Origin of the sequence: Mesorhizobium loti CJ3sym (assembly GCF_000472785.1) — a bacterium.
GTDB lineage: Bacteria > Pseudomonadota > Alphaproteobacteria > Rhizobiales > Rhizobiaceae > Mesorhizobium > Mesorhizobium loti_E.
This window is the reverse complement of the sequence record NZ_AXAL01000009.1, coordinates 79,672-99,848: the sequence shown is the minus strand read 5'-3', so window position 1 is coordinate 99,848 and position 20,177 is coordinate 79,672. Positions and strand designations below refer to the sequence as shown.

Here is a 20,177-nt window from a genome sequence, read left to right as displayed (position 1 = left end):
CAAAAACGGTCGCCTTGGGCGGCCGTTTTGCTTTCGAGGTCATAGCGCTGCCTCGTCGCCCAGCCCTGACGCGATTGCTCAGCGTTTGATCCGAATGCCAATCCCCATCACTCTGTCGGCATTGGAGTGATACAAAAATTCATGGAAATCGGCGCGCCCCGATTCCTCGGTCTTTAGCTCCCGCCAGAATTTGGGGACCGTATCGTCCCCACAAAATCGATCGTTGATATCGTGGAACATACAGAGGCGCGCCTGCCGACCGACATTTCGGTAGTCACGGGTGATCCATTCGTAGGAGTGATCTCCATCGATAAGAACGAGATCGAAGACGTGGCCGGCGAATGCGTCCGACGTCTTGCCGGCAAGGAACTCGACTGGTGTCTTGAAGACGATTCGCGCGCAAGTCGGGAGGCGGGAAGCAATATCGATGGTCGTCGCTTTCAGGCCCGGGTTGAGCCTCGACAGACATGCCGCCATGAATGAAAACGTGAAACCGTCGCAGGTTCCCACTTCAAGAAAGCTGACGATCCGTTGGCCGGCCAACAGCGCCATGGCCTGCGCCAGTTGCCTCGGAATCTGCCACAAACCGGGCGCATGGAAATTCATGTCATCGACATCATCTCCATACAGGGCACGCCGGTCGTGGCGCAGGCCGATCTGGCGGATTTTCGCTTCGAGAAACGTGCTATGCGAAAGCTCTTCCATTTTCGCATTTTCAATTTCACGAACCACCCGCTCCAGCCTGCTGGTCGCGAACCGCGAACTGAGTGCATGAACCGGCTTCTTGATAAGTTGCTTGAGTGAAGGCATTTGCGGATCGCGATTCCTGGGAGCCTCGCATGAATAACACGCCCCATTGTCTGGCGAAGAGCCTTTCCCTGGTCGCTTAAGCCCTGTGAATCACCCCTTCCCGATCGCCATCACACCGCCGGCCGCCCTTACCCCGCCTTGCGCAGCGACGCCTGGTGGACCAGCGACGTCCAGCTATTGGTCGAGGCGAGGTGGCAGTAGAGCAGGCCGAGCGCGCCGGATTTCCTGAGGTCGAGGAAGGCCGCGTCGCTCAGTTTGTTGAAGGCAGGCTCGTCGATCACCTGGAAATCGGTGAGGTTGAGCACTTCGCCGCCTTCCAGCGTCACCTTGCTCTGGCGCGGCGCGAACAGGCCATGCGCGTCGATCTTCTCGACCATCTCGCGGGTAGCCCTGAAGTCGATCTGGAACTGGTTGCAGAAGGCAAGCGCCTGCTTTGTCGCCTCGGTCGGCTCGTTGCCGATGAAGAACGGCGCGACCTTGTCGTCACGCGACGGCGCCACGGTCTGGTCGACGACGCGCTCGCTTGCCCGGTCGACGCACAGCGTCAGCCGGCCTGCCGTGGTCGGATCCTCGGCCAGGATGAAGGGATAGCGGCGGACATAGGCAGGAACGTAATGCGGCGCGGTCCACCGGCCGTCGGCATCGACGAACAGGTTCTCGTTCTGGCGCACGCCGGTGATGATGACAGGCGCCTTGCCGTCGCCGATGAAGACGATCGGATAGGAGCGCATTGCCGCCGGCATTTCCGATGCCACAACCGGAATGGCATGCGCTGCGCGCGCGAAGGAAAAATCGCTGCGCGCGGTCAGGCCGAGCGAGCCGTGCCGCGTCGGATTGAGCGCCTCGGGTTTGGAGTAGAACAGTGGCATTGCGGCGCCTGCAGGCGCTTCCGTTTTTGCCTTGTTATCAGCCATGGTCCGTCCCTTTCTCCCGCCAGCCGATCAGGCCGGCCCTTCGGCATCAGACCCCGAAGACTGGAATCTGCTCTTGTTGCACTGATCTTGGCTGGCCAAGACTCCCGCGCCCGAACAAAGTACTACAGTGTCCAAGCCACGCATAAAAGTACAACCGTCGCTGTATTTTGCGTTTTTGCCGGCAATTGTCTCGCGCAAGCTTGGCCTGGCGGCGGGGCCTATGGACAGGCCGCAGTGAAGCGGCGACAGTGCCGCCAGCAAAGCAATTCCGGGAAAAGTGCGCGGCGGTTTTCCCTTGGGCACTAGAGGTTGGAGCGGGTCCTGTCGGACACTGAACCGCCCCGGAAAGCAGGTTGAGGCTGATGGCATGACGGCGGCGGATTTCGAACAGGCCATCGGGCAGGCGTTCACCATCGAAACCGGTGGCGGGCAGATCGCCCTCGAATTGAGCGCGGTCAACCGCATCGCTTCGAGCCCTCGCCCGGATGGCGGGTTTTCGCTGATGTTCAGGGGGCCGCGCGACATCGCATTGCCGCAGGCGACCTATCGCTTCACCGGCAATGGCGGGACCCATGACATCTTCATCGTGCCGGTTGCCGCCGATGCGGCCGGCCGGCTTTATGAGGCGGTGTTCAATTAGGCGCTCGACATTGGCCGAAGCCTTCTCCGCTTCGTCATCCTGGGGCGGAGCAAGGAGCGGAGCGACGCGGCGCAGACCCCGGGATCCATGCCGTGACGTCAGAGCGACGCAACGGTGCAGGTTTTGCTCTCTACATCCGTGCCGCTGATCGGCAGCCATTCTGGACCGCCGCATTCTCGATTGATGTCGCGGCATGGATCCCTTGGGCTGCGGAGCAGCTCCAGAGGTCTGCGCCGCGTCGCTCCGCTCCTTGCTCCGCCATAGGATGACGAAGCGTGGAGGCCTTGGCCAATCTCCAGAGTTTGCGGCAGCCCGCTAAAACGAACGATGTTACCTGCCGCAACCCGTCACGACCCGGCCGCACCCCCCAACGCCGGCGCACACGCCATCAGGTCGTAAACACCCTTGTCCTCGACCACCGTGAAGCCGAGTCTGACATAGAGCCCCCTGGCCGGATTGTTCTTCTCGACGTGGATCGATGCTGATTTGCCGGCTAACCATGCGTCATCGATGAGGTCGCGCAACAGCGCCGTGCCGTAGCCCTTGCGGCGATGGGTGGGCAGGAAAGCGATGTCGATGATGCGGTGCTGGCTTGGCCAGCGCTCGATGTAGAGGCGGCCGATGTCCTGTCCGGCATGCTCCACCACCAGCCAGTCGGCCTCGGGATAGTGCTTGTGGTAATGCGCGTGCTGCGCCTGGAACTGCATGTCGAGGAAGGCGGCTTTCTGCGCCGCGCTCCAGTCCGTCACGGCGAGTTCTTCCATGCGCGTCGAGGCGTAGAGCCGCGACAGGAACGGCAGGTCGGCCTCAGTCGACGGACGGAAAGCTAGCCCGACCTTGTTCGACCGGGCCCACACTGGAGGGCGATGTTCCAAACCTGCTTCTGCCACGCTGCCTGCGGTCAACGCTCAGACCGGCGGCGTCAGGTCGCGCACCACGACAATCTGCTTGAGGTTGCCGTCGGTCAGCGACGTCCAGGCATACTCCCATTCGGAGCTGTCGATACCCATCTGGTTGATCGTCCAGAGCCCAAACGTGTTGTCCGGCATGATCATCATGCTGAACAGCGCGAGCCGGCCGTCAGCATTGTAGTTGAGCGTCAGCCGCGTCGAGTAGAGGGATACGCCGAAATCGCGCCAGCCCGACCAGTTCTGGGTGCTGGCATCCCACTGCGCGTTGAATTCGTGGACGCGCTGCTGGTCGGAGGAGACCAGAACGATGTCGCCATCGCCTTGGATGCCGGCGGCAAGCGTGTATTTGGGCACCCGGGAGTAACCCGTCGTCGCCCATTGCGTCCATGTATCCGTACCGGCGGGCTGCTGGCGGGTGTGCAGCACCTGGCCGTTCTGAGTCAGGCCGAACAGATTGGTGACGCCGAGCGGGCCGACCACCGGCGCCATTTCGGTGAACACACCGGTTTGCGTGGTGTCGATCTGCGCCCATCCCGTCCAGTCGGCCACCTTCAGCGCCTGCGGCTTGGCCTGCTGGCAGCGATAGAGATGCAGGCCCGAATTGATGCCGAACAGCGCGATGCGGCCATCGGCCTGGCGTATGGCGGTGATGGCCACCAGCTGACCCGTCAGCTGCTGCCAGTCGCTCCATGGCGTGAGGGGCGGCGCGAGTTCGTCGACGGTGACAACGATCGGCGTCGTCGTGCCGGGCGGCGTGATGGTTTTCTGCACCTGGATCACCCGATCGGGGTTCTGGTAGATCCACCAGATGCGGCCCTGATTGTCGGTGAGGAAGACCTCGATGCGGCCATCGGCGTCGTTGGCCAACGACAGCTTCTGGTAGCTGGCGACGCCGGGCGGGGCGCCGATGCCGACCGGCGCGGTCCACTTGTCGATCGGGCCGATCTGGTTGGGGTCTTCGGCGATGAAGGACAGATTGGTGGTGCCCGAGGGCTGCCCGACCACGGCGACGCGGCCGTCCTTGGTCAGACCCGCCGTCATGATGATCCAGGCGCCGGGCGCGATGGCCGACCAGGCCGCGGGCCACGACCCGTTCGGCGCGACCTGAGCCTTCTGGATCAGCCGCCCGGCGGCGGAATCGATGCCCACCACCATCAGCCGCGACAGTTCGAAGAACGGTGTGCCGGCCGGCATCTGCTGGAAGGAAGGCGCGGGAGACGCCGCGGCTGCGGCCTTCTTGCCACTGGCCGATTTCGACTTTGGAGCTGCTGTCTTGGCCATTTGATTGGTCCCGTGCCTCGGTGTCAGGTTCTCGGCGGATAAACGCCTTGCAGCGCGATGCAGAAATAGCAGGTGAGATAGGGCTGCAGATTGTTGTGCGGCTGGTCGCTGCCGACCGGCCGTACTGCCAGATTGCTGAGCGGCGTCAAAGTGGCCGTTGCCGAGTAAGACTGCCCGGGATTGGTACGCGCGAAGGATCGTGCCGGGCTTGGCGCCGCCAGATTGGCGGGATTGATGTTCGCCATCAGCGTATGCCCGTGCTGTGGCATCTCCGATATCAGCAGCTGCACCGTGTCCGAACCACCCGTCTCGCCGAGATCGTGCAGCGAAAGGCCCGGTCCTTGCCCCGGGTGCATCGGCGCGCGGCCCTGCAAATCGGGCAAGGCAAAGTTGGACTTGCCGTTGCCGCCATAAGTCGTGCCGAGCAGGGAGAACAGCGCGGTGTTCTGCGACAGCGGCAGCAATTGCCCATCGCACCACGCCCAACCCTTGGGTGCGAAATTGAACGGGAAGATGCGGATTTCGGCGACGAACGGGTCGGCCATGACGGTCCTCTTAAGTCTGCGACGGGAAGATGCCGAACAGCGAAATGATGAAATTGACGCAGAGATACGGTTGGAAGTTGGTATGCGGCTGGTTGCCGCCGGATTGTCCGGCAGTCTGCGGAGACATTGGCGTAGTCGCCGGCGATTCACGATAGATTTGCGACGCGCCGACCTGCCCGGTCAAATTGCCTGTGGGCGTACTCGCCGCGGCGTTGTTCAACGAGGCGACGAACGGGTGTGTGTGTGAGGGTATCTGCAGGGTCGACAGTGTGACCTCTTCCGCGCCGCCGGTCTGGGAAAGGATGAAACTGTTACCCTGATGGATCGGAAGGCGGCCACGCAGATCCGGCATCGCGAAGGTACTTTGACCGTCGCCGCCATAGGTGGTGCCAATCAGGTTGAACAGCGTCTCATTTTCAGAGATGGGCACCAGCTGCCCTTCGCACATCAACCACCCGGCCGGCGCAAAATTGCCGGCAAACATCCTGATTTCACCGACATAGGGTTGTGCCATGATCTCGTTCCCTTAAGTCTGCGATGGGAAAATGCCCTGCAGGGCGATGCAGAAGCTCAGTGTCAGAAATGGCTGCATGTTGATATGCGCCTGGTTGCCACCGACTGAGGCGAGCGTACCGGGGTCCATCGCCGTCGTCGGGTTCCCGGGCGCCGTATAGACGTTGGCGACCGTTGCCAGCAGATTGCCGTTGGGCACCGGCGCGTCGGCATTGGCCGTCGTGGCCTGCTCGATATGGCTATGCATCGGCAATTCCCCGAGCAAAAGCGTATGCGCCTGCTCGCCGCCACGCTCGCCAAGCACATGACCGCCGCCGGGATGGATGGGCGCGCGCCCACGATAATCGGGCAGTCCGAAGTTCACGCGACCGTCACCGCCGAAAGTCGTTCCAAGTAAAGAGAACAACCCCTGGTTCTGATTTATCGGTAACAATTGACCGTCGCACAGTGCCCAACCTTTCGGTGGGAAACCGAAAGACATGATTCTGATTTCGGAAAGAAATGGTTCCGCCATCGTTGTTTCCTCATTGTTGGCGTACACTAGCGCACGACTGCCGGCTTACGCAACGTCAGGAAGCGCTCAAATAAAAGAATATTTTTAACTTGGCTTTTATTAAAAATGGCCGGCTTCGTTTGAAGCCGGCCGGAAGGGTTACGGCGCCACCACGGGCGGCAACGCCGGCAAGGTGTTGACCAGTGTCGTCGTACCGTTTCCACCCGTCGTATCCACCACCGGTGAACCATTGTTGTCGTCGGTGATCACGCCCTGGGCGGTGCCTGAGCCCGAACCGTTTGTCGAAAGGTTCAGGTGCGTGTTGGCGTTGAAATTGCTCAGTTCGACATCGACCGCATAAAGAGACGAGTGGGTCAGTGTGTTCTTGCTGCCAGCGCCTCCGGTGTCCATGCCGATGACAATGTTCGTTGTGGAGGTATCGGTCGCGGTAGCGCCATTTTCGACATCGAGTGCGGCAAACGGGAAAGCGCTCGTCGGAGACGACACGCTGTTGCCATAAAGCGTGGCGTTCATCGTCGCGCTGCCGTCATTGTTCTGCAGGGCGATGCCAGCGTCGCCCACACCGGTAATGGTGTTGTTCTGGATCAGCACTGTCAGTGTGCCGGTGCCGGCCTCGCGGACGAAAATGCCGTCGGAATTCGAGCCCGTTTTCGCCGGGCCGACGGCGTTGCTGGCGATCGTGCCGGCCATAGTGCCATTGTCCTGGCCCTTGGCGACGAAAATGCCGACTGTGTCGAAGGCATTGGCGCCGCCATCGGTCAGGATGTTGTGCGAGATGTCGAAGGTCGTATGAGCGGCAGAGGTAAGGCCACCCGAACCGCTGCGTATATCGACCGCCGTGCCGCCGCCCGGCACGATTGCCTGTCCGTTGTGGAACGTGTTGCTCCGCACCACGGCATCCATGGTGGCATTGTTGTTGGCGGCAAAGGCGATGAAGTCGGCGCGTGTGCCGGCGAACGTGCTGTTGGTCAGCGTGTAGTTGGCGGTCGCGCTGTTGTAGACTTGGCCGCGAACGTTGTCGTTGCCGGTCGAACCGACCAGTCCAAACGTGTTGTTGTTCATGGTCAGGCGGGCCAGCGTGCCGCTGGTGTTGTAGAGATCGATGTTCTCGTCGAAGCCGCCCGAGATGCTCGACCCGCTGATCGAGGCGGTGCCGAGCAGATTGTCGAAGCGGATCGAGCTCTCTTCGAGGTCGCCGGCATTGGTGGAGCCGTTGGCGCCGTTGATGACGCTGTTGGCGAGGGTAAAGCCGGTGACGTTGTTGCCGTAAATGGCGAAGTTCGAGAAGTCGTTCAACTGCATGTTGGTGAACGATGCACCGCTCGTGTTCCGCAGGAAGATACCGGTGCCAACCGAGCCGGATGCGGTCTGGCCGCTTGCATCCGATCCAGTCAGAATGCCGCTGCCTGTCTTGCTGGCGATCGTGCCGCCGCTTCCGGCGGTACCCGTACCCGTCACCGTCAAGCCGCCCGAAGAACCTGTGTTGTCGAGAACGATGCCGGCAGCTGTGCCGCCACTGGACGAGATGCTCTCGAATTTCAACCCGCTTGCGCCGATTGTGGTGCCAACGACATTGAGCGCCGTCGCCGTGCCCGAGTCGATCGTGCTGCCGGAAGCCGTCGCGCTGACCGTGCCGCCACCGGTTGCGTTGAAGCCAATGGAGTTGCTGCTCGAGGTGTCGATGGTCAGCGCGCCGGTGAAGTTGATGGTCGAGCTGGTGTTGCTGTTCAGGAAGATGCCGTCGCTGGTGCCGGTCGAGGAGATCGCGCCGTTGAAGGCGACCGTGCCGCCGGTGCGGTTCTGGATGTCTATTGCACGACCGTTGCTGCTCTTGGTGATCGAGCCGCCATAGGTGACGGCGGCCGTGCCGCCCGAGCCAAGGAAGGCGACGCCCGTGGCGCCGGTCAGCGAACCGCTGCCGAGGCTGACGACGCCAGCGCCGGTGACACCGCTGACCACGACGTTGTTGGTGCCGCCGGACGAGGTGGTCGAGGTGAAATTAATCCCGGTCGCCGTGGCGACGCCGTTGAGGTTGATCGCCTGGCCGGCCGCGTTGATCGTGCCGGTTGTGACATTGACCGTGCCGCCATTGGTCACGGTGAAGGCCGTATTGCTGTTGGTCGTCACGATGGCGAGGTTGGCGAAGCTGACCGTCGAGGCCGTCGTGTTGTTGTTGATCGACACCGCGGTGCCGTTCATGATCGTGGTCGTGCCAAGGTTGACGGCGCCGGTGAAGCTGACCGTGTTGGCCGCCGTCGCACCGGAAATGGCGATGCCGCTCCCGCCGCCATTCGCCGCGACCGTGCCGGCAAAGCCGAAGCTGCCGCCGCTGCGGTTGGTGATGCTGATGGCGGTACCGGCGACGCTGGCAGTCGAGCTCGTGCTGTCGAAGCTGAACACCGCATTGCCGCCGATGACGGACAGGCCGCTGCCGCCCGTGAAGTCGACATTGGTGGCGGTGACCGTTCCGGAGGCAGCGCCAAACTTGATGCCGGTCCCGGCCGCTGCCGAGGTGATGGCGAGATTGGTCAGCGTCGTCGCGCCCGTGGCGCCGGAGCCGAAGTCGATATTGGCGGCCGTGAAATTCCGGATCGTCATGTTGCTGATCGTGGTGCCCGATGTCGCGCCGCTGATGCCGATCGCGGCATTCGCGCCGACGCTGTCGTCACCATCGATGATAAAGCCGTCGATGATGTTGCCGCTGCTGCCGAGTGTGATGGCGGTGCTGCCATCGTTGGTGGTCAGCGTCGCGGCTCCATTCGGCGTCTGATCGATGATCGAGAGGTTGCTGCTGGCCAGCTGGATCGTCGACGGCACCGACAGCGCCAGGTTGATGTTGCCGTTGCCGAAGCCTCGCACCTGTTCGCCCGCGGCGATCGCCAGCGTGTCGTTGCCGTTGCTGCCGGCCGCGGTGATGACGCCGCCATCATTGACCAGCACGATGATGTCGGTTGAAACCGCCGCCGCTTCCGCCGTGGTCAGCGTCGCCAGATTGTTCTGGTCCTTGCCGCTGCCGTCGCCGGTGGCGCTGGCGCCGACGAAATAGATCTTGCCGATGCCGAAACCGAGGCCGGGGCTGGACTGGAAGTTCACGTCCTGGAAATTGTAGGTGCCGCCTCCGGGCGCGCTGGAGGCGTCGATGCCGACATTGGCGCTGATGGTCGAACTCTTGTCGATCACCGATTCGCCGTCGCCATAGATGAAGGCGAGGTTCGTCGTGCTGTTCAGGAACACGCCGGTGTTGACACCGGAGATGCTGGAGCTGGCGCCACCACTAGCCACGGTGTCGCCGAGCCGCACCGTCTGGGCGCCTGTGGTGCCGCGCAGATCGACGCCGATCGACGTGCCGGCCGCTGCCGCGTTGGTGACGTCGAAATCATTGGCGGTGATAGCCGCGCCGAGCGTGGCGCCGTTGAGGTCGAAGGCGACGCCCGTGGTGCTGTTCAGGCCGATGGCGAGCGAGTTGAAGCTCAGAGCCGCGCCAAGCGTGCCGGAAACGTCGACGCCGGTGCCGGTGATGCCTGACAGGTTGACGGTGCCGAGCGCGATGGCGCCGCCGCCGGACGATGCGACATTGGTCAGCGAAATGCCGGTTGCCGCGCCAGTGGCCGAAACGCTGGAGAAGTTCACGCCGCCGGTGCCGACGGTGACGCCGTTCAGGTTGAGCGCCGTGCCAGTGCCGCTCGAAATGGTGCTGCCGGCGCCCGTGGCGCTGATCGTGCCGCCGCCCGTGGCGCTGAAGCCGGCGGTGCCGCCGAGGGTCAGCGTGTTGGTGAAGTTGATGGTCGCGCCGGTGTTGTTGTTGAGAGTAATGCCGCCGCTTGTGCCGGTGGCCGCGATTGTTCCGCTGAAGCTCGCCGTGCCGCCGGTGCGGTTCGCGACCGAGACGATGTTGCCCGCATTATTCTTGGCGATGGTGCCGGCATAGGTGATGCCGCCGGCGCCGCCATCGACATTGAAGCCCACGCCGGTCGGATTGGTGATCGAGGTGCCGGCGCCGAAGCTAAAGCTGCCGCCCGAGCCGGTGAGGATGTCGATGCCGGCGTCGCCGCCATGCAGCGTCGTTGTACCGTTGAAATTGTAGGTGCCGTCGGCATTGTTGAATTGCAGGCCGGTGCCGTTGGTGCCCGACAGCGTGCCGGTCTGGAAGGTCAAGGTGCCGGTATGGCCGCCTGCGACGTTGACCATGGCAAAGTTGTTGGCCTGGGTGATGTTGCCGCTGTAGGTGACGTTGGCCGCGCCAACGCCAACAGTGAAGGCCGTCGCGGTAGGGCTGATGATCGAGGTGCCGGTGCCGAAAGTGAACGTGCCATCCGAGCTGCCGAGGATGCCGATGTTGGCGAGGCCGCCGTTCAGCGTCGTCGTGCCGTTGAAATTGTAGGTGCCGTCGGCATTGTTAAATTGCAGGCCGGTACCGTTGGTGGCCGACAGCGTGCCGGTGTTGAAGGTCAGCGTGCCAGTATGGCCGCCCGTGACCGCGACCATGCCGGCGAGGTTGGCCTGGGTGATATTGCCGGCATAGGTGGCGTTCACGCTGCCGCCGGTGACCAGGAACGAAGTACTTGTCGCGCCGCTCAGGGCGCCGGTGCCGAGGCCGACGGTGCCGGTGACGGTGGTCAAGCTGACATTGTTGAAGCCGCCGCCCGACGAGGTCGAGTCGAGCGCGATGGTGGCGGCGACGCCCGAGAGGCTGATCGCCTGGCCGCCGGTGGAATTCAGCGTCTCGGCTCCGGCGGTGGCGGCGATGGTCATCGCGCCGCCAGTTCCCGAGATGCCAGTGCCGGTGGTGGTGTCGATAGTCAGCCCGCCGGTGAAGCCGGTCGTGCCGCTGCTCTGCGTAATGCCGGCGCCGGTTGTCGTGTCGATGTTGGCGAGGCCGGACACGTTGAGCGTGCCGCTGGCCCAGCCGATGCCGCCGCCGGTCGTGTTGTTGACCGTCACCGTGTTGAAATTGAAGGTGCCGGTGTTGGCGTTGATCGCACTGATGCCGGCGCCCGTCGTGCCGGTGATGGTGGTCGCGCCGCTGACGGTAAATGTGCCGGCCACACCGTCGAAGATGATGCCGCTGGCGCCGCCGGTGGCGGTGACGCTGCCGACCGTCATGTTGACCGTCAGCGGGTCGAGATCGAAGGCCGCGCCATTGGTGGTGTCGACCGAGCCGCCCGAGCTGTTAAGCGTAAAGGTGGTGCTCTTGGCGTTGACCGCCAAGCCTGTACCGCCATTGTTGGCGATGTTGAACGTGCCGAGGTCGAGCGTGCCACTGGCAAAGGCGAGGCTGAGGCCGTCGCCCTGTACACGCGCGCCTGTGGTGCCGATGTTGAGCGTGCCGACATTGACCGTGCCGCCGGCGCCGGTCGAGTCGAACGTGACGCTGTCGAAGACGACGCCAGCGCCCGTGCCGCCGACGACCGTGTTGTTGGCGAAGGAGCGGACCGCAATCGAGTTTTGCGTGGCGTTGACGTTCTGGCCGACGATGGAGACGGCCCGTTGCGTACCGGTCGATTGCAGCGTGTTGCCGTCGATGGAAAGCAGAAGCTTGTCGGCGGTCGCGCCGCCGCTGGTGGAGAACTCCAGCCCCCTGCCGCCGGCGGCTATGTCGTTGTCGTGGATGAAGAAGCTTGAGGCGGTTGCCGCACTGCCAGTGACTCCGGCGCCGCTGCCAAGATTGCGGATGATCAGGTTCTCGATGCCGCCGGTGATGGTGCCGGTGCCGGTCGTCGCGAAATTGATCACCGAGGTGGCGTTGTTGCTCTGCAGGATCGGCCGCAGCGTATCGATGCCTGCCGGCGCCGAGATAACAGGCGTGTTCTGTATCGTGGTGAAATGGAACGCCGCCGAGGCGCCGCCGCTGGCATCGACACCGAGCTGCGAGACATCGACGGCGGCGTCGCCGCTCTTGAAGGCAAGCAACACCTGCCCGTCGTCGAGGTTGAACGTGGTTCCGGCGAGGTCGATCGTCGACTGGCTGCCGCCGGTGGTCTTGTCGATCAGCACGATGACATTGGCCGCCGAGTTCTGGGCGTCCGTATAGCTGCCCGGATCGGCGAGGCTGCCGTCGCCGGTGCCGCCATCGATGACGTAATAGACGCTGATCGACGATAGGTTCGACGTGTCGCCGGAGAAATTGACGTCGTTGAAATTGTAGTCGCCCGAGGTCGGCAGGCTGTCCGTGGCGTGGATGACCTGGCCGCCGCCAAAGGTCGAGATCGTGGATTCGGCCGGACCCTGGCCGTCGCCGAAGACCAGCTTGGCATTGGTGGTGCTGGAGAACTGGACGCCATAGCCGACATTCTCGATCTTCGAGGTCTGGCCGGCCGGGTTGTTGTTGATCGTGTCGCCGAGTTGGATCGTGCCGGTGCCGGTCGTGCCGGCCATGTCCATGCCGATCGTGCCGGCGAGGCTGCCGCCGTCGACGTCGAAATCGCCCGCCGTGATGTTGCTCGTGCCGAGCGCAGCTCCGTTGAGGTCGAGGCCGATCGCATTGGCGGCATTGAGCCCGATGTTCAGGCTGTCGAAGCTGAGCGCCGAACCGAGCGTGCCGGAAATATCGACGCCGCGCGAGGTGATGTTTTGCAGGTCGACCGCGCCAAGGCTGATGGCGCCGCCAGAAACGTTGTTGAGCGAAACGCCGGTCGCTGTCGCGGGACCACTGGTCGAAATGCTCGCGAAGTTTATGCCGGCAGCCCCGATTGTCGCGCCGTCGAGCTTCAGCGCGGTGCCGCCGCCCGTCGTCGTTATCGTATTGTCCGCACCGCCGTCCTTGGTGACGCTGATCGTGCCCGACCCGAAGGTGCTGGCGGTAAAGCCGGTGCCGCTCGAGGTGGTGATGACGAGGCCACCATTGGTGAAGGCGAGCGTGCCCGCGCCTTGTCCCGGCCCAATGCTGGGTGCCTTGACGACGGCGTCGTTGGCGCCGGTGCTGAAGATCTTCGACGTGCCGGAGAAGGTGATCGTACCATCCGACGTGCCATCCATCGAAACGCCGGTGCCGGCGGCGGCCCCAGTGTGCGAAACGGTGCTCGAAATCGTATAGGTTCCGTCGGCGCCGGCAAAGTCGAAGGCCGTCGATGCCGTGGTCGACGTCACCGAGCCGCTGAGGTTGAGGGTGCCGAGGTCGGCCGTGCTGGTGCCGACCACGCTGCCCGTACCGACCTTGATCGAACCATTGTAGTTCAGCGTGGCGCCGGCGGCGTTGGCATTGAGGTTGATGGCCCAGCCGGTGGTGCTCGTCGTCGCGCCGATGCTGGCGGTGCCGCCATTGCCGCCAACATTGACGACACCCGGGAACATGCCGTTAAGCGAAATTCCGATCGAGCCGCCATCGATGGTCAGGCTGGAGCCCGCGACATTGGCGATGTTGACCGTGGGGACCGCACCGCTGAACTGGAAACCTATCCCCGTGTTTCCGATGTCGATATCGGTCGTTCCGGTGAAATTGACCACACTGCTGTTGCTGGTGGTCACGCCGAAAATGGTGACGCCAGTGGCACCCGTATTGGTCAGGCCACCGATGTCTACGTTGCCCGCGAGGTCGACGCTATTAAGAACCACGCTGCCGCCGGAAGCGGTGGCTACCGACGAGATGCTGTCGAAGGTGATACCGCCGCCGTCGACGTTGGCTCCGAGCATCAACAGCCCATCGCCGCCGGAGTTGATCTTGTTGCCAGTGCCGGTGACGGTAATGGTCGACGGCGTGCCGGGCGGCAAATTGACGACATCCCCGATAGATTCGAAGCCGGCGCCGGTTGTCGTCGTTATGTCGAGGCCACCGCCTGTGAAATCGATCACGGAATTCGTATTCGCGCTCGGGGTTCCCACAGGGAAGCCTCCGGGGAAGCCGATATTGACGCCGTCGGTCGCGCCCGAGTTGATCTGCTTGGTCGCGCCCGAGAAGGTGATGGTGGCCGAGTCGTTGCCGGCGATGACAATGTTGCCGCCGGCGCCCGCGAGGCCGTCCGTCAGCTTGCCCGACAGCGTCACCGAGCCCCCGGTAAGGCCCTGGATCGAGACAGCGGCACCAATGTCGTTGGTCGCAATCGTGCCGCCATAGGCGATGACGGCGTTGCCGCCGCTGGCTGATGTCGCCGAGCCGACATTGAACGACGTGCCCGAACCGGTGTTGGTCAGCGTGCCGCTGCCGAAGGTCGCCGTGCCGGCCAGGCTCTGCAGGTCGATGCCGCTGCCGGAGCTGAATGTCGCGCTGGTCGAGGCGAAATTGATGCCGGCGGTGATGCCGTCGAGCGCGATCGCCTGCCCGTTCGTGTTTGCCACCGTTCCGGTCGTGACATTGATCGCGCCGCCGCCCGTGGCGGTGAACGCGGTGGCGCCACTCGTCGAGACGTCGAGGTCCTCGAAGGTGACCGTGGAGCCGGTATTGTTGGTGAGCGAAACGCCGTTGCCGCCGATCGTCACGTCGTCGGAGAACTTGACCAGGCCGCCGGTGCGGTTGGCAATGGAGATGCCGCCGCCCGTCAGCGTGCCCGGCGTGACGCTGTTCGGCAAGGTGCCGCGCGTCACCGTGATGTTGCCGCTGCCGCCATTGGCGTCGAGCAGCGTGCCGGCAACATTGATGTTGTTATTGATGATCGACACATTGGTGTCGACGTCGACGACCTTGAAGGCTGTCTGGCCGGCGGCGACATTGCTGACCGTCACGCCTTCGATGACGATGCCGCCGGCATTGTTGAAGCCGGCCGCGTTCTGGTCGATCGTGAAGACGGAACCGGCGGCGCCTGTGAAGTCGAAAGCGGTGTTGCGCACCTGATTGCCGCCGAGCAGGTGCATGAAGTCACCGGTGCCGGTAACCACACCCTCATTGCCGGTGACATTGGCGCCCGTTGCACCGAGATTGCCCTGGACATTGATCGGCTGAATCGTGCCGGCGGTGGTGATCGAGGTTCCGTTGCCAAAGCCGGTGATCGACTGTCCCGAGTCGAGCGTGAACGGCGTGCCGCTGAGATCGACAGTGCCGACAAAGGCAAACGTCTGCGTGCCGGCCAAGGCGTCAGCAGCGGCAACCGAAATCGTGGTCACCGATGCGCTGAGCCCGTCCGTGCCGGCGGCAATGACACCACCGGATTGCGAAACCATGATCACGCCGCCGACCGCGCTCGCCAGATGGGCGGGGCCGGTGAAGGCGACGTCGTTGAAATTGTAGTTGCCGAGCGTCGGATCGAGCCCGATCGTGTTGACCGTGTAGCCGCTGGCCGCCGCGGAGATGGAGGATTGCAGGCCGTCGGCCGAGGTTCCGTCACCAAAGGTGAAGTTGGCGTTGGCCGAGGTCGCCGTGGTGCCACCCGACGACAGTTCGACGCCGACGCCGGCATTGCTGATGCTGGAGCCGCGCAGGAAAGTGATGGTCTTGTCGCCGGTGGTCGACGACAGGTCAATGCCGACCGAGGTCAGGGCGCCATTGGCGGTGATTGTCGTCAGGCCGAAGGTGGCCGTTGTCGAGGAACCGCTGAAGTCGATGCCGGTCTGGCTGGCGCCGATATTGCTGATGGTCGTCGTGCCGAAGCTGACGTCGGCATTGGTGCCGCTGAAGTTGATGCCCGCTGTGCTGGCGGCCGAGCCCATCGTCACGCCGGTCGTGCCCGTGAACTTGACCGCGCCCGTATTGCCGCCAATGTCGATGCCGTTGCCGCCGGCGCCCGACACCGTAACCGCGCCGAACGTCGCGCTACCTGCCACGTTCGAGATCGACAAGCCGTTTCCGGTTGGATTGGTGATCGACAAAGGCGCGGTCACGTTGAGGGTCGCAGCGGCGCCGAGGCCGGAGACGATCGCGCCGCCACCACCGGTTGCTGTCAGCCCCGAGCCGGTGAAACTGATCGTGCCGCCGGTCGGGGCGGTGGTCGAGCCGATCGCGAAGAGGTTGCCGGTGCCGGTCGAGGTGATCGCGCCGGTGAAGTTGACCGAGCCGCCCGTGATGCCATCGACCTTCGCGGCCGTGCCACCGGTCGTCGCGGAACTGTTGATGGCCGCGCTGATGGTGATCAAAGCGGTACCGCCAGAGACGACGACGCCATCGCTCGCGCCGGAATTGGTAATGGTGCCGCCAATACCGATCGTGCCGGTGTTGTTGGTCAAGCTGACGTCGGCGCCCGACACACCGGTCGTGACGAGATTGGTGACGCTGACCGTCGCGGCGCTGTTCTGAACGACGAAGCCCGGTCCCGGGCCACCGACGGTGGCGATGGTGGTGACGCCGCTGAACGTGTAGGTGCCGCTGGCGATGTTGCTGAGGCGGATGGCGTCGCCGTTGGCGCGGCTGATGTTGACGTTGCCGAAGGTGACGTCGCCGCCGCTGGTGTTGTCGATGACGATACCGGTCGGCACGGTGCCGCCGGAGCCGTCCACCGTGACGCTGGCGAAGGTAACGCCCGCCGTGCCGATGGTCAGGCCGCTGGCGCCGCCGAGAAGCTGAATCCCGTTTTCCGTCGCGCCGGCGCCGGTGTTGACCGTGTTACCCGATCCGGTCACCGTCAGCGTGCCGCCATTGACGGCGCTGAAGGCGAAGCCGCCATCGGTCGTCAGGTCGAGGCCGCCGGTGAAGTTGATCGTGCTGCCGGTGTTCCCGGACAGGTCGATCGCATTGGCCGCACCCGTGCTGGCGGTAATCTTGCCGCCGAAGGTGGCGGTGCCACCGGTCATGCCGGAGATCTTCACCGCGCTGGCCGCGCTCGTCTGGCTGATGGTGCCGTTATAGGTGACGTTGGGTGTGGAGTTGGTGATGGAGAAAGCGTTGCTGCTCGTGCCGGCGATGGAACTCCCGACCCCGAAGGTCAGGGTTCCGCTCGATCCCCCGACGATGCCGACGCCTATGCCGCCGCCGGTGATATCGAGATCGTCGAAGGTGGCGGTTCCATCGAAATTGTTGGCGAACAGCCCGACATTGGTGGCGCTGGTGATCTTGGTGTTGCCGGTGAAATTAACGGTCGCGCTCGAAGCGACAAGCGCGATGCCGGTCTGGCTCGCGCTCTGGACATCGAGATCGTCGACCGTGACCGTGCCGGTCACGCTGTCGAGAACAAGACCTGTCGCGACATTGCTGACCGTCACGCCCTGGACGGTCAGGCCGTTGATCCCGGTTGCGTTGATCCCCACTGCGCTGCCGCCGGAAATGTTGAAGTCGAGCAGCGAGTTGCCGTTGGCCGCCGTCACGACATCGCCGGCGCCGGAATTGGTCAGTGTCGCCGCGCCGCCGCCGGGGTCCGAGACAACGGTGTCGTGCTGGATGTTGTCGCCGGTGACGTTGATCGGCACGCCGCCGAGCGAGAAGGTGCGGCCGTTGCCGAAGGAGGCCAGCGTCTGGCCGTCGCTGAGCGAGAAGCCGCCCGCATCGTCGATAGGCGAACCTTCGTTGACCAGCACGAAGATCGCATTATTCTGGGTGTTCAGGTCGGCCTGGTTGACCGCGAGCAGGCTCGACGTCGAAGAGCCATCACCCAATGATCCGACAGCGCCGACGAAGATCACATTCTGCACATCGAACAGCTGCGGGCCGCTGAACGTGGTCGAGCCGAATGCGTAGAGACCGAGTGTCTGGTTGAGACCGCGCGCATCGAGCGAAGCGGTAGTGCCCGAGATCGAGCCGCCGCCGAAGGTGAATTTGGCGTTGGCCGAATGGGTCAGCGACCCGGTAATGCCGAGACGCACGCCCGTTTCGACACCGGAAATCGAACCGCCATTGGTGATGATGATGGAGGCGTCGCCGGTGGTGTCGGAGAGGTCGATGCCGATGGTGCCGGCGGCACCGGGGCCGGTGATGTTGAGCGACTGCGCGGTGAAAGTCGTCTGGCTGCCGGAAAAATCGAGACCTGTGCCGACGCCGAGGCCGGAGATGACGATGTTGCCGGCCACCACCGCGGCGTTGACGCCGCTGAACGACATGCCGTCAGCGCCGGGATTGGTGATGTTGATGTCGCCGAAGCGGATCGTCGCCGGCGAATTGGTAATGGCGATCGCCGGTCCCGTCGTGTTGGAAATCGTCGTCGCGCCATTGACGGTGAAACTGCCCGAAACGTGGTCGAGCACCACACCCGACGTGCCACCGGTCTGCGTGATCGAATCCAGCACCACATGCGCGGTGATCGGATCGATAAAGACGCTGACGCCGTCGTCGCCCAGGGCTTTGTTGCCCGAAACCTGGCCGCCGGTGGTGGTGAAGCTTCCGGCGACCGAGGTGCCCTTGACGGTTATTCCGGCATCGTGGTTGTCCAGCGCGTTGACGGTCGCGAAGGTGTAGGTGCCCTGGCCAGTGATATCGAGACCGTCGTCGAGATTGCTCTGCAGCAGCGTCGTTCCGGTGAAATTGTAGGTGCCGTTGTCTTCTATATGCAGGCCGTCGAGGCCGTTGCCTGTCGCGGTGAAATTGGAAGCGCTGACATTGGTCGAATTGCCGGTGAACTCGGCGCCATTGCCGCCGGCACCCGTCACCGTGACATTGGTCAAAGTCGTACCGGTGACGTTGTTGCCAAAGATGCCGTCGGCACCGCCCGTGATGGTGATGCCGTTCAGCGTGTTGCCATTGCCCAGCGTAATGACGTTGTTGGCGACGTTGGTTCCCTGGATCGTGCCGTTGCTGCCGCCGAGGTTGAAGGTTGCGGTGCCGCCGCCGAACAGTTTCGCGGTAACGCTTTCGCCGCCGCCGATGACGGTTTGGCCATTCGCCAGCGTCACGCCAGCGGTCGTCAAATTGCCGTTGCCGCCAAGTGCCACCACGAAGCCACCGGTGCCGGCCTGGGCGACCGCACTGTCCAGCGTCGTAGGGGCGGCCAACGTGCCGGTGCCGGCACCCACGCCATCGGCGTAGTAGAACTTGCCGAAGGCCGCACTGGTAGCGGCATTGATGGCGACGCGCGTGAACGAGCCGCCGGTCAGATCCTGCGACTGGACCCTGACGCCGATATCGCCGCGTACCCGCTCGTTGACGCGCTTGCGCAGGCCTTCGCTGACCGGATAGACCGGCTCCGCGTCGCTGGTCGCCCCGGTCGTGTCCGAGCCATGGCCGGGATTGAACGGAATGTTCAGCCGCACGCTGCCGGCGAACTGGGTGTGGTCGCGATTGTCGTCGCGGACCTCGCCGGCCAGCACCAGCTCGGTGCCGCTGCCGAAGACATCGCCGATCGTGTATTCGAAGCCGGCCTTGGCGCCGGTGACGCTGCCGTCGTCGCCGTGCGGATCCTCGAAATGGTAACCGCCAATGTCGAGCCGCAGAGAATGCTTGTCGGGAAGGTTGATCGGCACCTGCGCGCCGATCTCGCCTTCGATGCCCCAGGCCGCGTAGTCGCGATGGTCGAGCACCGATATCTGCTCGATCAGCTGGTTGCTGACCATCGACAGGGTCGAGGAGACCGAATGGTCGGTCGAGTCACCCTTGATCGGCACGAAGACGTTCACATGCGCGTCAAAATTCGGCGTGATCGCCTCGACGCCCAGCGTGCCGGCAGTGAACTGCGTGCTGTTGTAGTTCTCGACGTTGATATAGGCGTAGCCGCCGAGCATCAGGTCTGGGTTGACGATGCGGCGAATGCCGAGGCCGATGTCCTGGCCGGAAGCATCCTTGAAATCGTGCTTGGCCCGGACATCCAGGAACAGCACCGATTCAGCGGTCTGCTTGATCGGGATGAAGCCTTCGAGCGCGGCGTTGCCGCCATTGTTGTCGGCGCCGATGATAGCGCGGATCTGCGGCTGCCAGAGCCCATCGGGATCGGCATGGGCGACGACACCGGAAAGGCCGAGCGTGAGCGCTGTCAGCGCTGTCGTCTTCCACAACTGTCTTGCAATTTGCGAACGGCGAAGACCGGCGCGCACGTGGAAACCCTCCCCACGCGCTGCCATCTCACCAACTTGCCGAGACTTCTCGGTAGTTCCCATCCCTGGCGAGTCCTTCTGGGACTTGCACGTCCCGCGTGTGCAAGTTTTTACGCGAATTCTATTGTATAGCGAGTCTGGGGTGCCTCGAATTCATTGAATGCATGTTAAAGTTCTTATGTGTGGCAGGATGGTCACAGTAGTTTCGCCGGCTGTCTTGCCGGGACTCCGCCT

General features: G+C 63.6%; 9 protein-coding genes. 1 reads left to right on the top strand and 8 read right to left on the bottom strand.

The annotated features are described in order from the left end of the window. Positions 1-78: 78 nt before the first annotated feature. Together A3A9_RS0113845 and A3A9_RS0113840 are read right to left on the bottom strand one after the other, a co-directional pair. Positions 79-810: a class I SAM-dependent methyltransferase gene (locus tag A3A9_RS0113845; protein WP_027059314.1), complete on the bottom strand. Its 732-nt coding sequence runs from the start codon at positions 808-810 to the stop codon at positions 79-81. A 128-nt stretch (positions 811-938) separates the two neighbouring features. Next, positions 939-1,724 (bottom strand): SapC family protein, encoded by a 786-nt coding sequence (locus tag A3A9_RS0113840; protein WP_027059313.1) that lies wholly within the window; start codon positions 1,722-1,724, stop codon positions 939-941. A gap of 367 nt (positions 1,725-2,091) precedes the next feature. Between A3A9_RS0113840 and A3A9_RS0113835 the strand changes: the two genes are divergently transcribed. Further along, positions 2,092-2,364: a DUF6916 family protein gene (locus A3A9_RS0113835; protein ID WP_027059312.1), complete on the top strand. Its 273-nt coding sequence runs from the start codon at positions 2,092-2,094 to the stop codon at positions 2,362-2,364. A 347-nt stretch (positions 2,365-2,711) separates the two neighbouring features. Here A3A9_RS0113835 and A3A9_RS0113830 read toward each other — a convergent pair whose 3' ends face one another. The 6 genes from A3A9_RS0113830 to A3A9_RS41180 all read right to left on the bottom strand — a co-directional run bounded on the left by A3A9_RS0113830 (position 2,712) and on the right by A3A9_RS41180 (position 19,943). Continuing rightward, entirely contained in the window at positions 2,712-3,221 is a 510-nt protein-coding gene (locus tag A3A9_RS0113830) for a GNAT family N-acetyltransferase (protein WP_245279033.1), read from the bottom strand. A gap of 51 nt (positions 3,222-3,272) precedes the next feature. Then, positions 3,273-4,556 (bottom strand): hypothetical protein, encoded by a 1,284-nt coding sequence (locus A3A9_RS41755; RefSeq protein ID WP_051370903.1) that lies wholly within the window; start codon positions 4,554-4,556, stop codon positions 3,273-3,275. Positions 4,557-4,579: 23 nt separating this feature from the next. Next, positions 4,580-5,101, bottom strand: a complete 522-nt coding sequence (locus A3A9_RS0113820; RefSeq protein WP_027059310.1) for a phage tail protein — start codon at positions 5,099-5,101, stop codon at positions 4,580-4,582. 10 nt (positions 5,102-5,111) lie between these two features. After that, positions 5,112-5,615, bottom strand: coding sequence for a phage tail protein (locus tag A3A9_RS0113815; protein ID WP_027059309.1), 504 nt, complete (start codon positions 5,613-5,615; stop codon positions 5,112-5,114). A 12-nt stretch (positions 5,616-5,627) separates the two neighbouring features. Next, positions 5,628-6,128, bottom strand: a complete 501-nt coding sequence (locus tag A3A9_RS0113810; RefSeq protein WP_027059308.1) for a phage tail protein — start codon at positions 6,126-6,128, stop codon at positions 5,628-5,630. 138 nt (positions 6,129-6,266) lie between these two features. Continuing rightward, a complete protein-coding gene (locus A3A9_RS41180) occupies positions 6,267-19,943 on the bottom strand; it encodes a hypothetical protein (protein WP_245279032.1) in 13,677 nt (4,558 codons plus the stop codon). Positions 19,944-20,177 lie beyond the last annotated feature (234 nt).

Bases quoted from the DNA above. Each gene is read 5' to 3' on its own strand.
- A3A9_RS41755 (WP_051370903.1), bottom strand. From the start codon at position 4,556: ATGGCCAAGACAGCAGCTCCAAAGTCGAAATCGGCCAGTGGCAAGAAG.
- A3A9_RS0113840 (WP_027059313.1), bottom strand. From the start codon at position 1,724: ATGGCTGATAACAAGGCAAAAACGGAAGCGCCTGCAGGCGCCGCAATG.
- A3A9_RS0113845 (WP_027059314.1), bottom strand. From the start codon at position 810: ATGCCTTCACTCAAGCAACTTATCAAGAAGCCGGTTCATGCACTCAGT.
- A3A9_RS0113835 (WP_027059312.1), top strand. From the start codon at position 2,092: ATGACGGCGGCGGATTTCGAACAGGCCATCGGGCAGGCGTTCACCATC.
- A3A9_RS0113815 (WP_027059309.1), bottom strand. From the start codon at position 5,615: ATGGCACAACCCTATGTCGGTGAAATCAGGATGTTTGCCGGCAATTTT.
- A3A9_RS0113820 (WP_027059310.1), bottom strand. From the start codon at position 5,101: ATGGCCGACCCGTTCGTCGCCGAAATCCGCATCTTCCCGTTCAATTTC.
- A3A9_RS0113810 (WP_027059308.1), bottom strand. From the start codon at position 6,128: ATGGCGGAACCATTTCTTTCCGAAATCAGAATCATGTCTTTCGGTTTC.